The organism is Vallitalea guaymasensis (assembly GCF_018141425.1).
GTDB lineage: Bacteria > Bacillota > Clostridia > Lachnospirales > Vallitaleaceae > Vallitalea > Vallitalea guaymasensis.
On sequence record NZ_CP058561.1, the window covers coordinates 3,619,686 to 3,634,810 of the forward strand.

Annotated in this window: 10 protein-coding genes; 8 read left to right on the plus strand and 2 right to left on the minus strand. The window is 30.9% G+C overall.

From position 1 onward, the window contains the following. Position 1: 1 nt before the first annotated feature. Positions 2 to 847, minus strand: coding sequence for a dTDP-4-dehydrorhamnose reductase (gene rfbD / locus HYG85_RS15555; protein WP_330619109.1), 846 nt, complete (start codon positions 845 to 847; stop codon positions 2 to 4). 194 nt (positions 848 to 1,041) lie between these two features. On the opposite strand from rfbD, the gene HYG85_RS15560 reads away from it, so the two are divergent. Beyond that, positions 1,042 to 2,073: a glycosyltransferase family protein gene (locus HYG85_RS15560; protein ID WP_212690420.1), complete on the plus strand. Its 1,032-nt coding sequence runs from the start codon at positions 1,042 to 1,044 to the stop codon at positions 2,071 to 2,073. A 75-nt stretch (positions 2,074 to 2,148) separates the two neighbouring features. Here HYG85_RS15560 and HYG85_RS15565 read toward each other — a convergent pair whose 3' ends face one another. After that, positions 2,149 to 3,165, minus strand: a complete 1,017-nt coding sequence (locus HYG85_RS15565) for a glycosyltransferase family 4 protein (RefSeq protein ID WP_212690421.1) — start codon at positions 3,163 to 3,165, stop codon at positions 2,149 to 2,151. 179 nt (positions 3,166 to 3,344) lie between these two features. Here HYG85_RS15565 and HYG85_RS15570 point away from each other — a divergent pair, with 179 nt between their 5' ends. The 7 genes from HYG85_RS15570 to HYG85_RS15600 all read left to right on the plus strand — a co-directional run bounded on the left by HYG85_RS15570 (position 3,345) and on the right by HYG85_RS15600 (position 14,994). After that, positions 3,345 to 4,490 (plus strand): DegT/DnrJ/EryC1/StrS family aminotransferase, encoded by a 1,146-nt coding sequence (locus HYG85_RS15570; RefSeq protein WP_212690422.1) that lies wholly within the window; start codon positions 3,345 to 3,347, stop codon positions 4,488 to 4,490. Positions 4,491 to 4,493: 3 nt separating this feature from the next. After that, complete coding sequence (locus tag HYG85_RS15575; RefSeq protein WP_212690423.1) at positions 4,494 to 6,293, plus strand: nucleotide sugar dehydrogenase; 1,800 nt, start codon at positions 4,494 to 4,496, stop codon at positions 6,291 to 6,293. A 24-nt stretch (positions 6,294 to 6,317) separates the two neighbouring features. Continuing rightward, positions 6,318 to 7,388 carry a glycosyltransferase gene (locus tag HYG85_RS15580; RefSeq protein ID WP_212690424.1) on the plus strand — a complete coding sequence of 357 codons (1,071 nt, stop codon included), beginning with the start codon at positions 6,318 to 6,320 and terminating at the stop codon, positions 7,386 to 7,388. Continuing rightward, the gene (locus HYG85_RS15585; protein ID WP_212690425.1) at positions 7,385 to 8,053 is read left to right on the plus strand and encodes a glycosyltransferase family protein; all 669 of its coding nucleotides are present in this window, start codon (positions 7,385 to 7,387) and stop codon (positions 8,051 to 8,053) included. The genes HYG85_RS15580 and HYG85_RS15585 overlap by 4 nt, the downstream gene beginning before the upstream one ends. A gap of 13 nt (positions 8,054 to 8,066) precedes the next feature. Then, a complete protein-coding gene (locus HYG85_RS15590; RefSeq protein ID WP_212690426.1) occupies positions 8,067 to 9,308 on the plus strand; it encodes a glycosyltransferase family 2 protein in 1,242 nt (413 codons plus the stop codon). Positions 9,309 to 9,369: 61 nt separating this feature from the next. Then, positions 9,370 to 10,965: a collagen-like domain-containing protein gene (locus HYG85_RS15595; RefSeq protein ID WP_212690427.1), complete on the plus strand. Its 1,596-nt coding sequence runs from the start codon at positions 9,370 to 9,372 to the stop codon at positions 10,963 to 10,965. Between the two features lie 408 nt (positions 10,966 to 11,373). Then, positions 11,374 to 14,994, plus strand: coding sequence for a binary toxin-like calcium binding domain-containing protein (locus HYG85_RS15600; RefSeq protein WP_212690428.1), 3,621 nt, complete (start codon positions 11,374 to 11,376; stop codon positions 14,992 to 14,994). Positions 14,995 to 15,125 lie beyond the last annotated feature (131 nt).

Here is a 15,125-nt window from a genome sequence, read left to right on the forward strand (position 1 = left end):
TTTATAATTTTTGTAAAAATTCTTCCAAGGCATCTTCCCAATAACGAAGTTTATAATTAAATACATGCTCTAGCATATGATTCTTAAGTACTGAATAACTAGGTCTCTTAGCAGGTTTATCTAATTGCTCTGAATCTATGGGTAATACTTTAGTTTTATTGTTAGTTAATTGAAGTATTTTATTAGTAAAATCGTACCAACTACATTCACCTTTATTGGATACATGATAAATTCCATAATTATCAGTCTTAATAACCATGGTAATTACTTTTAATAAATCAAGAGTATATGTTGGGGTTCCTATTTGGTCATTAACTACATTCAAGGTATCATTCTTCATAGATAATTTTAACATTGTTTTAACAAAGTTATTACCATGTTGCCCATATAACCAAGAAGTTCTTAATATATAATGTTTCGGACATAGTGACTTAATGAAATTTTCTCCTAATAATTTTGAACTTCCATAAATATTTAAGGGATTTGCTTTATCTGATTCTATATAAGGTTGATTTTTTTTGCCATCAAAAATATAGTCTGTAGAAATATGGACTAAACGATAATCATATTTCTTTGAAAGTATTGCTAAATTACAGCAACCATATGCATTTATGTTATACGCTAAGTCAATATTATCTTCACACCTATCTACATTGGTATAAGCTGCACAGTTAATAATTACTTGAGGTTTTACATTAGAAATAATATTTTGTACATCCTTAAGTTTTGTAATATCTAACTCCTCTTTGTTTAAACCAACTATTTTATGAAAAGGTGATAATAATTTTTCTGCATCATATCCTAATTGCCCATTAACACCTGTTATAAGAATATTAATATAATTCACCTCGTATTATTGGGTTTATATATAAATATATGATATCAAATTTCAAAAAAGAATTATTAATTAAACTATTATTATATATAATTTGAAGCTTGTGTAACATATTTAATAATATATAATAATATGAATTAGGATTATAAAATCTATAAATATGAATGGTAACTACATATGTACTTGGTTTTGAAGGGAGATGTTGTATGAAATTATTGTTTGTATATTCTAATAAAGATGATCCATGTACAAGAAAATACTGTTTTGAGTTATCAAAGGGCTTAAAAAAATATGTTGAATCAACATTAGTTTTATATTATAAAGAATTAAATGAAGAAGTAGTTTTGAACAATGATATTATTATATTCCAGCGTTTAGGTGCTAATGGAGTAATAATTTCTAGAGAAGACAAAAGAAATATTTTTATGTTAATTAACAAGTATTATAATACTAAAAAATTTGTTTATATGATAGATGATTTAGTGATAGAAGACCAATATGGATTACCAAAGAAATTTATAAAAAGATGTCATGCATTGATATGTCAAAATAAACTAATGAAACAACAAATTAAGAAATATAATAAAAATATTTATATATTACGTACTTATGTAGATATGAAAGAAATAAAAAATGTTAAAAAAGAAAATCTAGATAAATTTTATGTATCTTGGGTAAGTACAGGAGCCATAGGTAGGAAATTAATATTTAACATAATTAATACTTTTAGTAAAGAAAATTCAAATATAAGATTTGTTACCATGAGCGGTTCTTCATTTCTAAGTGGTGTAGAAAATGTTATTAGTTATAGATATGTTCCTTTTAAAAATATGATCAGTTTTTTAAAGGGAACACATATATTATTGAATCCAGTACCAACTAATGATAATTATTATAAAGAGAAAATAGAAAAAAGAAGTAAAAAGACAATAGAAGAATGTCTAAATTGTAAAACAGAGATTAAATATGCATTAGCAGGGGCTACGCAAAATGCAATTATATCCAGTAAGACAGCGCCTTTTCTATATTCAATTAAGAATAAGCAAAATGGATTATTAGTTAATGATACTGTAGAAGAGTGGGTTACTGCAATAAATAGGCTATATAAAGATGATGATTTAAGAGAAAAAATAATAGAAAATGCTTATAAAGATGTTATGGAACATTATACTTTAGATTATGCATCATTAAAAGCATTAGAGATATTTAATAGAATATTAATGAATAACTCTAATTAATACATAATAATAAACCTTCATATATTGATAAGAAGGTTTATTATTATGTGTTAATACTAAATGTTTTTGATATTTTTAATGGTTCATTTTATATAAATTTTCTAAAATAGCCAAGTACTTACTACATTGCTCTTCTTCTGAAAATAATTTGGAACGGTTAAGCATTTTATTTCTATAAATAGAAGCCATATTTAATGTTGTTAAAACTTTTTCAACTAAGTCTTCAATATTTACTTTAGGAAATTTACTTATATCACTAGTACAATCTACTAAAAGTGCAGCATTTCCTAATAGTTCAGGTAAACTACCGGAATTTAATCCTACAAAAGGTGTACCAATGTTCATAGTTTCTATAACAGCATTCGAGCAACCTTCATGGGCTTTGAGATGGAGAACCAAATCTGCTGTTTTCAGTAAACGTGGCATTAGCTCATAATTAATAGGTTTTGATAAGTTTAATCTGGTAATATTAGGTAAATGGGCTTTCTTAATATATTCCTCAACTTCTTTTGGAGCAAGCCCTAATACCCAAAATTCTATTTCATTATGACTTTGAAGTTTTTTTGCAGTTTGAATCACTAATTTAATACATTCCAAAGAAGTATTTAGAGCCCCCCAATATGCACTACATAAAATAATTTTTTTGTTTAAAGGTCTAACGATAGGCTTAACATTTGGGGAAAAAATAGAGGCATTAGTGCTATTATAAATAATATCTCCATCAGGTTCTTTTTCATCATATAGACTTCTGAAAAGTACTGTTTTACAAAATTTACTTTGATATACAAGATAGTCAGCACAAGAAATTAATTGTTTAAAATGCTCATTACCATCACTAATTATTTTTTTATCATCATAATTATAATCTAAAAAAATTGAACCTAATCTGTGTAATATTTTTATATTGCGTCTCCTCAAATATTTCAATTCTTCAGGTTGGTTATAATTAGCTACAGAGCAAAATACATCTATATTATTTTTATAGTTAAATCTTACTTGATGTCCTTGTGAGACACAATAATTACTGAATGTTTTAATCCAAGATATGGCACCACCTTTACCAACTGGAATTCTTGAAAAACCAATATTCATATTATAATCACCTAAGTCATATTTTATGATTCTAATCCATTATATTTTGGATAATTAAAAGAAGTGCATATAATTTAGAAATAATATTGTAACGTTTTAAATTCAAGAAAAATATAATATAGTAACACTTGGATTGCAATCTAATATATTTGTAACTGATTTTATTGAGGTGAAATGATATGTCAATACAATTATTCGTACCGACCTTTAGGGTGGAAGAATGCCTTGAAGAAATAAAAGAATGCCTGGAAAAAGGTTGGACAGGGTTAGGATATAAAACTATAGAATTTGAGAAGAAATGGAAAGAGTATACTAATCTTCCTAATGCTCATTTTATAAATTCTGCTACAGTAGGACTTCATTTAGCAGTAAAAATATTTAAGAGTGAGTGTAAATGGGAAGATGGTGATGAGATTATCTCAACTCCATTGACGTTTATATCTTCTAACCATGCCATTGCTTATGAAAATCTGAAAGTAGTATTCGCTGATGTAGATAAATATCTATGTCTAGACCCTGTAGACGTAAGAAAAAAAATAACCAATAAAACAAAAGCTATCATGTATGTAGGTCTAGGTGGAAATACAGGACAGTATAAGGAGATAGTGAAAATATGTAAAGAGTACAATTTGAAATTAATATTGGATGCGGCACACATGAGTGGTACAAGACTAGATGGTGAGATTGTGGGGAAAGAAGCAGATGTTATTATTTATTCTTTTCAAGCAGTCAAGAATCTACCAACTGCAGATTCTGGAATGATATGCTTCAAAGAAGAAAAATACGATGAATTAGCAAGAAAATTAGCATGGTTAGGTATAAATAAAGATACGTATACTCGTTCACTAAATAAGGAGACCTATAAATGGAGATATGACGTAGATTATTTGGGATATAAATACCATGGTAATTCCATAATGGCTAGTATAGCATTGGTTCAGCTAAGATATTTGGACATGGATAATGCTTATAGAAGACAGCTTGCATCATGGTATGATGAGGCTTTCAAATACCATAAAAATCTAATTAGACCAATACCTGTAGCAAAAGGATGTGAATGTTCTAGACATTTGTATATCATAGAAGTAAATAATAGAGATGAATTGATAATAGCTCTAAACCTTAATAAGATCTATCCAGGAGTACATTATAGAGATAACACTGAATATAGTATGTATTCTTATGGAAAGGGTAGTTGTCCCAATGCTCATAAATTATGTACAAGGATTCTATCTCTTCCAATGCATATGAGATTAACTAAGGAAGATGTCAATGAAATTTCTTCCAAGGTAATAAAATTGGCTAGTAGTGTCAAGGAGGGCTAGATATTGAAACATGACTATGTTATTAATGAAGATAATATTAATTTACGGCCAATTGGTATAGAAGACCTTCAATCAGTTGTTTTATGGAGGAATAGGAATTCTGTAAGAAAATGGTTTATAAATGATAATTTAATAGAACTGGAAAAACAAATGGATTGGTTCAAAAAGTACCTGAATACTCCTAATGACTATATATTTATTATAGAGGAAGATAAAGAACTTAAACAAGCTGTAGGTATGGTAGCCCTATACAATATTAAAGATGATGAAGCCGAATTTGGAAGATTTTTTATAGGAGTAGATGAAGCTCGAGGTAAAGGTTTAGGTGTTAAGGTTGTAAAGATGATTTGCCAATTTGCTATGGAAAGGTTAAAGTTGCAAAAGGTATATTTAGAAGTACTCGAGAATAATATAGCGGCCAGGAGTGTTTACGAGAAATGTGGTTTCAGGTTCTGCTATCAATACGAGGCTAATAATAAGAGTTTATTGAGAATGGAGTTTTCTAAAATGAACACAGAAATTATTTCAGTAATTGGCTTAGGTTATGTGGGACTTCCACTAGCAGTTACATTTGCTGAAAGAGGAAAGAATGTAGTAGGATTCGATGTTAATGATAATAAGATAAAACTATACAAACAAGGTAAAGACCCAACTAATGAAATTGGTGAAGAACGGTTAAGTAATATAAATAATCTAGAATTTACTTCAGACCCCAAAAAACTGAAACAATCTAGATTTCATATAATAGCTGTTCCCACACCAATTACTCCAGAAAAAGTTCCTAATCTTGAACCAGTTAAAAGTGCAACAAAGATAGTAGGAGATAATCTAAAAAAAGGTTCTATTATTGTATTTGAATCAACTGTATATCCAGGAGTTACAGAAGATATTTGTGTACCTATATTAGAAGAACAATCAGGGTTAGCATATAAAAAAGATTTTTGGGTGGGGTATTCACCAGAAAGAATTAATCCAGGAGATAAAATACATACAGTAGATAAAATAAAAAAAGTAGTTTCCGGCTGTGATGAAAAGACTCTTGATATCATAGCAGAAAAATATTCTATAATAACAGATGCAGGTGTCTTTAAAGCTTCTTCAATAAAAGTTGCAGAAGCAGCTAAAGTCATAGAAAACTCCCAGAGAGATATTAATATAGCATTCATAAATGAGATTGCAATAATATTTGATAAAATGGGAATTGATACTAGAGAAGTACTGGAGGCAGCCAATACCAAATGGAATTTTCTTGATTTTGCTCCAGGACTTGTTGGAGGACATTGTATTGGAATCGACCCTTATTATCTAACATACAAAGCTCAACAACTGGATTATAGACCAGAAGTTATTCTATCTGGAAGAAGAATAAATGATAACATGGGTAAAATCATTGCAGAAAAAACCATAAAAAAACTGATTGAGAATAATCAAAAAGTTAAAGATGCCAGAGTATTAGTTATGGGGTTGACATTTAAAGAAGATGTGCCGGACTTAAGAAATTCCAAAGTGAAAGATGTAATAGATGAATTATTGAAATACGACATTAATGTAATAATAACTGATCCAGTAGCTGATAAGGACGAGGTATATAAAGACTATAATCTTGAACAAACGGATTTAGACAATGTTACTGATATTGATGCAATCATTGTATGTGTAGCTCATAGATATTATAGAGAGATCAATCTAGAAGCCTTGAAAAAATATTTTGATTCCAATATTACTTATCCTATTTTAATTGATGTAAAAGGAATTTATGATAAGAAAAAGGCAGATAGAATCTTTAATTATTGGAGATTGTAAAAAAGATATGTGGGATGTGTTCTTATGAAAAAAACTAATGTTTTAGCCTTCTGCTTCAAAACAATACCATCTGCTATTATGGGAATAATAAAACCTTTGCAACTTTTACAGAAACAACAATTACTCAATTTTGTTTATAAAGAGAGTAGGCATGTCTCTAACGAGGATATTTCCATAGCAGATGTAATAATATGTATTAGGGGAGCAGAACAATTAGATGTTGATAAGATTACTTTAGGTAAAAATAAGGGGAAATATTTAATCTATTTTTTAGATGATGACTTACTGAATATAGGTGGTTTATCTAGGTCATATAATAAAGCATATTTTGAAAGAAAAGATATAAAGAATAATATAAAATCAATAATGGATATATGTCACTGCTTATGGACCACCAACAAAAATATAGCAGAAAAATACAAACTTTCTTTTGAAAAAGTAAGTGTCACGAATGCTCCTGCATTATTATTGAAATATGATAAACCTGATATTATGGGACATGATAACCTAAATGAAACAATAACAATTGGTTTTGCAGGGGGAACAGATCATAAAACATATTTTAATCAAATGATGTACAGACCTTTTCAATCAATAATTAATAAATATGGTTATAAGATTAAGTTTGAGATAATTGGATTCAAGAATTATTCTATGAAAAATATCCCTATAACTGTATTTCCATACAGGGAGAATTATGAACAATATGTTTCTTTTTTGCTTTCAAGAAAATGGGATATTGCAGTTGCACCATTAAATAACACTGAATTTCATTCCTGTAAATATTTTAATAAATTTTTAGAATATAGCTCAATAGGAGCTACAGGAATATATTCTAATGTGGAACCATTTACATATATTGTTAAAAATGGAGAAAATGGATTATTGGTTGATAATAATACCATTGAATGGACAAATGGTTTGATGTATTTAATTGATAATAAGGAAAAAAGATTGGATATAAGTAGAAATGCATATGAATTCGTAAAAAATAATTTTGATATTAATAAAGTAGCAGCTGAGATATGTTCAAGCATACCTCATTTAGTTAACTATGAAAAAATAAGAATTAATGGTGATGGGGATAAAAAATGAATGATAAAAGAGTAGCATTTATTATATGTGTCAATAATGATGATTTGTATCAGAAAGCTGTAAAATATATTAATGGTCTATTAGTTCCTGATGGTTTTGTTACAGAAATTGTGGATATAAGAAATCAAAAAAGCATGACAAGTGGATATAATAAAGGAATGATAAGTACAGATGCAAAATATAAGATTTATCTTCATCAAGATGTATTCATAACAAATAAGAATTTCATAGTTGATATAATAGAGATTTTTAATAGGGATGTAGATATAGGTCTAATAGGTGTAATTGGATCAAAATATATTCCAGCTGATGGAATCTGGTGGAAATCTAATAAAAAGAGAGGAAAAGTATATGATAGTCATAGAGGCAAAATAGAATTATTGAATTTTCAAGGTAATAGTAAAACTGATGAGTTAGTAAGTGGGATAGATGGTCTGATTATGATAACTCAATATGATATACCATGGAGAGAGGATATTTTCACTGGCTGGCATTTCTATGATATATCACAATGCTTGGAATTCATAAGAAAAGGTTATAAAATAGCAGTTCCATATCAGGAAGAACCTTGGTGCATTCATGATTGCGGTATTGTAAATCTATATAATTATGATAGATATAGATTAATATTATTGAAAGAATATAAGAAGGAATTAAAATCATGAAAGGATTGTATATATGCCTTATTATAGTTTTATAATTTTATGTTTCAACAATAATGAACTTACCAAACAAGCTATTGAGACATTAATAAATTCTTTAGAAGATACTTATATTGATCAAGGTATAGAGATAATAGTTGTTGATAATGGTTCTGTTGATTCAACTGAGGAAGTAGTAAAAAATATTATATTGTCTAATATCAAGCAGAAAATTGAAATAGTATATGTAGGATTAATGGAAAATATGGGATATCCAGTGGGAATAAATATTGGTTTATCTCATTGTAGAGGAGAAATAATAGGTGTACTGAATAATGATTTGATTTTCCCTAATAATTGGTTTAATGGGTTAGCAGAAGTCTTAGAAACTGATGAAACAATAGGTGTCGCTGCTCCATATCTATCATATGCGTATGGTATACAACGAACTGATGTAAGATTCAATTCCATAGATGAAATAAATGCTTTTTCCAAAGAGTTTATTAGTAAAAATAAAGGAAAAATAACCTATATAACAAGGGTCATAGGAGCATGTATGATTATCAAGAGACAGGTTCTAGAAGAAGTTGGGGGAAATGATTTTTTCTTCGGAATGGGACATTATGATGATGATGATTGGTGCTTAAGGATAAGAATAGCTGGATATAAGATTGCGGTAGTAGGTAGCTCATTTGTATATCATATGGGCAGTAAAACTTTTAAGACAGTAAAAGAAAACATCAATCATTTTGTTTCCATTAATAAAAGTAAGTTCTACAGAAAATGGAAATTGACCAAGGATAAAAATATAGATGGTGTGTACATAGACAGAGAAGAGTATATTAAGAAAAATCCTTATGTTCAAAGTAGAGATTATATACCTAGCAAATATACCAAATATCAAATCTGTGAAGATACTTTTGGGAATAAAAAAGGGAATAAAATATTGTTTACTGCAGATTGGGAGAATGGATATTCTAAGTGGAAAGAAAAACTGGAAGGAATAATCAAAAATCATGAGTATGATAGAATTCATTTATGGATTCCAAGTAATTATTTTAACTATTATAATGTAGTTAATTCTATTAAAATGAATTTTTTGCGAAAACTTGATTCTAATAATATAAAGAATATTATATATGTTGAGGAAAATATCAAGCATATGGATATTTTGGAGTTTATCAATGAATTTGATGGTGTTATAAAGATTGAAGAAGATTTTGTTAACAAGTATATAGTGTATCTAGCAGATAAATTAAGAAAAAAAATATATTTATAAACAACCCCTTTTAACCAACTTAACAATATTTTCATATATTGAACTAAGGAGGTGAAAAGATTTGAGTAAAACACATGATGGTCATCCATGTTCTAATAAATATAAATATTGTAAGGATGCTGATAAAGAAACTTGTATAGATTATTTGTCATATTGTTGCAATGATGATATTTTATTTCAATGTAAGAAAGAAAAAGATAAGGATGGCTGTATTGTTTGTACCCCAGTTAAATTATGTATAAAAGGTCCACTAGGGAAACAAGGACCACCGGGTCCAAGGGGACCACGAGGTCCAAGAGGTCCAAGAGGACCAGAGGGCCCAGAAGGAGAAAGAGGCCCAACAGGAGAAAGAGGTCCAAAAGGAGAAAGAGGTCCTAGAGGGCCAAGAGGTCCAGAAGGAGAAAGAGGTCCAAAAGGTAAAAGAGGTAAAAGAGGACCAACGGGTCCAACAGGTCCAACGGGACCAACCGGTCCAACGGGACCAACCGGTCCAATGGGACCAACGGGACCAACGGGACCAACGGGTCCAATGGGTCCAACGGGACCAATGGGTCCAACGGGTCCAATGGGACCAACGGGACCAATGGGTCCAACAGGCCCAATGGGACCAACAGGTCCAATGGGACCAACGGGAGATACCGGTCCAGCAGGTCCAACAGGAGACACCGGACCAACAGGAGATACTGGTCCAGCAGGCCCAACAGGAGACACCGGACCAACAGGAGATACCGGTCCAGCAGGCCCAACGGGAGATACCGGCCCAACAGGAGATACCGGTCCAACGGGAGATACCGGTCCAACAGGAGACACTGGCCCAACGGGAGACACCGGCCCAACGGGAGACACCGGTCCAACAGGTCCAACGGGAGATACCGGTCCAACAGGAGACACCGGCCCAACAGGAGACACCGGCCCAACAGGAGACACCGGCCCAACAGGAGACACCGGCCCAACAGGAGACACCGGTCCAACGGGAGATACCGGTCCAACAGGAGATACCGGCCCAACAGGAGATACCGGTCCAACGGGAGACACCGGTCCAACGGGAGACATCGGCCCAACGGGAGACATCGGCCCAACAGGAGACACTGGCCCAACGGGAGACACCGGCCCAACGGGAGACACCGGTCCAACAGGAGACACTGGCCCACCGGGAGCAGGTTTATGTGAATGTTGTGTTGAACCATGGGATAAATTTATTGATAATCTAATTGATTTAGGCATCTTAACAGTTGATTTTGCAACAACTACTCAAATGCCACGTACAAATCAAAATCCATTGACACAAGTAGTTAATCATATTACTGAAATAGGAGATTTTATTATTCCTATATGTCAGTTAGTAGGATTAATGTTCACAATAAATACAACTGAAATTACAGAAGCAGAATTGATAGAAGGTTTAACAACACCAACAACACCAATTCCTGGAGAATGTGAATGTTGTGAAGCTCCATTGAGAGAAGAATTAGTTGAACTACAAAGTATTACTGTTAATATTGATACACTTGCTGATGGTGGATTTGATAATATTCAAAATCTTACAATAGTTGATGTTGGTCTTGGTATAGTTTTAGTAAAACCTCCAGGAGCAGGTGTTATGCAAGATTATTTTGCACTTACTATATGTAAAATAGCTGATGTTGAGAGAGCTTAACAGATAAAAGGGAAAAAAACAAAAAGTCTAGAAACTATTATGAAACAAGGGTTCTAGGCTTTTGTTTTATATTTGAAAAATATTTTTTCATTATTTTTGTGTGTTTTTTAATTAAAATTACGTTACTATTAATTTTAAATGGATTTTTGACAAATAGAAATTTTAATTGACAAAATTATTCAGAACAATTAAAATATATAATAAAAAAGAGAGGAGTTAATCGTTATGATTAGTAAAATAAATTATATTTAATAAAATTCTATACATTGTAATAATTATTTATTGTAGTAAAATTATAAAACAACTACTTGTGTATACTGAAAAGACATACAATTAAATAATTGTTTTTACTTGAAAAGTTATACCAACCATATATTTTTTGAACAATATTAAGGAGGAAAATAACTAATGAACAGGAATAATACTGCAACAAAATTTACTGAAAACAAATTATTAAAAGAGATATTTATAATACTCATTACATTTCAAATGATTTTTTTACCAACCTCATCTTTTGCTGAGACCAGCTCTTCAAACAACCTACCTACAGATACCTTATTAAGCAGTTCTACATATCAAGATTCTGATGATGATGGTATATCCGATTATCTTGAATTAAATGGATATATGATAGATAATGAAAATAATATAGTCCAGTGGGATGGCAATGGAAATAAGAAATATCATAAATCAGATCCTAACTCGGCTTCCACTACAGGAGACCCTTATGATGATAGAAGTAAATTAGCTGGTAGTGGTTTACATTCTCCTATAGATCCTATAGCAAAAAACAATCCTGAAGTAGCGGCTACACCTAATTTACAAGTAGAATTATTAGGAATAGGTTTAGCTCCTAAGATTACGACTACAACAGAAGAGAGCGGAGGATCAAGCGATGGAAGCTCGCATCAACAAGGAGGAAGTTCTACTGACTCTCATTCATTTACTACGGGAGTATCTATTGGTTTTGAACATACATTCAAGGTTACAGAAGGACCAAGTACAAAAATGTCCGTTCAAACAAGTTTTGAACATTCATATGCTATGCAAAAAACATCTACTTGGAATATAGAACAATCCACTAGCAATTTCAGAAATTGGTTAAAATCTAAACAAGTAGATGAATCTGATGCTGCAGCACTTTCTTTAGATTTAAAATACACTAACACAGGGTTAACCCCATTATCTAATATTCGTCCAAAATTCACAATTATTGCAGGTGATGAAAATGTGGTAACTTATACTCCATTTGAAGCTCAACAGGCTATAGATTATTTAGCACCAGGTCAGAGCAAGCAAATAACTGTTGACAGAATCACTAAAAGTGATACTTTATCACTTTCACTATCACAATTAAATAAAGTATTAGATAATAGAAAGCTTAAAATAAAAATGGTTGAAGTTTTAGCTGATATCCCAGGAAAAACTACGTCTACCTCTAATATCTTTAGTTATTATCAGGATGATATTAAAGGAAGAACTGCTGATATAGAAATCAGACGTACTAAAGACAATGGAGATACTTATACTGCTAAGACATATCAAGTAATTGCAGAGCACAGTAGCTATAATCCTCATATGACATTACGACGTGCATTGCAGCTTACTATGAATGCAGAGATAGGGGCTGAAGGAAATCTTTATCTTGAAAATCAAAATATCAATAATTGGAATATATCATACAATGATGAGCTGAAAACACGAATCAGCAGTTTAGATTATAATGAAAAAAAATACTATGATGTAGAACTTAACTATAATGACCATATTATACTATATGAACCTATTGAGAGGGAAAACCCTGAAATAAGATGGTTCGCATATTCTGATGATTATAAAAATGTTGGTGTTAATGTAGCAAGAGGTAATGATGAAATTTCTAATGTAACTGTTACTGTAAGTGTCAATGATACTGAACAGACGGTTACTCTTAATTATAATCCAAATATAAACTTATATGTTAATGAAACAGCTTTTACAAGTATTGCAGATGCATCTTATAGAAGTAAAATTACAGTAACAACCAAATCGGGAAATATAATAGAAAAATTTATTACCCCAGAAAAAGATGGTTTTGGATACGTTCCTTTATCTAATCCTGTATTATTAATGGGAAAACAAGAAACTAAGAATTTATCAAATGGTAACAGTGATATTGATTTAAGTAACTATCCTAATGCTAGAGCTATTGTTGTACAGGTAACTTCTAATAGATGGAGTGCACCTAAGGATTCTGTTACTTTAGGAAATGTTACTGCTGAATTAGGTACAGCAGATTTACATATTCCTTCATGGAAGCTTAAACTTACAGATAATACTGGTACTGTCCATACTCTAGAAGGAACTGGAGAATTATATGAACTTAAGGATGTTTCGAAAAAAAATATTCCTAATGATAGTATTAGTAAAGTAGAGATCATTGGAGACAGAGGATTTGTAGTACAATTGTATCAGCATGGTGATTTCAATTTCAGTGAGCACAATGATAATAATGCTTGGACATTTGATAATATTAATGGTAATAGAGAATATAACTTAAAAGACTTTAACGCTCAGGATAAAGTAACTTCGTTAAGAGTAGCCTATGTAGGTTCTAATGAAAGAAATGCAATTTACCATCTCTGGTTGCGAGATTCTAGCAATGGTAAAGTAGTATATAAACGTGGTAATGAAAATCTTGCAGCGGATCTTACACAATTGGGTGTAGGTAATGATTATCTGGGAGATTATTCATTTATTGCTTATCCAACAATAAAATTCCACGCATATGAACATGGCCAGCAACAAGGGAATATGTGGCCAGCAGGTGATAGCATTAGTTTAGAGGATATACCTCCCATACCTGGACGTGAGCAACTATACGAGATGATAAAAACTAATTATTATCCTGCTACAAGTCATGCAAAACAACATGGTGAAGGTATAAGTTCTATTAGTATTACTGGTTTTAATGATTACAATAAAGATATTACATACTTGAAGGGAGCTAAAAATTCTCCTGTCATATCAAAAACATTAGTAGTTCCAGTTATGGGTTCTAATCTTAGAACAAGTTGGGACATACAAAACGGTGTTAGAAATTTAGATTACCAAGAGACAGATGCATGGATAGACGTAGAACTATTAGGGTATTTTACCGATCAGCAAAATGAAGGATATAAATATAATCTTACAACTAAAACATATGGCAGCAACTCAAGAACAAATACTGTTATTAACGGTACTTCTGATACTAATAGAAAGTTCTTTACAGGTATTAACGACGCAAAAGGTTATATAGTCAATGTAATAAATGATAAAATTAGTTCTGATCAAGTAAGTATCACTATAAATGAGGTTACAACTAATTTGGGAGCTTCAGATTCTAGATTAACAGAAAAAGATTGGCATAATACTAATAATGATTCTGATTGGAGTGCTTCAAATGATTTAGCTGATGATTATAGAGTATCCTATACTAAATCCATGAGAAAAGATAATCTATTATTTATTCCAGCTAACCCATCCAGTCCTGCTTACTTGGATATTTCTACAGTCATATCAGAATATAAGACTACTAGTTCATCAACTCCAAGAATATTTATTCAGGTTTTAGGGTATTTTTCTGAAGATGCAGACCTTGTATTTGTTCCAGACCATAAGGAGGTTCCTGAAGATGTGGCTGATAAAAATCAGTTATTTGCAATTGCTGAAAATATAGATGAAGGTCATTTTCCAAAAGTATTTCTTAGTAATTTAGTAATTCCTTATAATGAAGTTTTTGACATAAATCGTTTACAAAATGGTATATTTGTATCAATTAACAATTCATCACAATTGTTCTATACTTTTGCTGACCATTATATAGGAGATAGACCAATAAAGGGGTTATATTATTCAGATAACAGACCTCTTAGAGATTATAATATAAACCAGTCATGGAATGATACGTCATTAGTATATATGGAAAATGATTCTGATGAGTACAGTGTTAGTATTGGTACTGACCACTGGCCAAGAAAATTTGACTTGTTAGGATATTTCCATTAGGATAATTTAAAGGAACGGAGCTGTTGGAGATAATCTGATATGCTCCGTTCTATTATTTTAGATGTATACCTTTAATAATATGAATTTAAATGACCGTAGCTAAATAAATCTATATGCATATAATGATTATG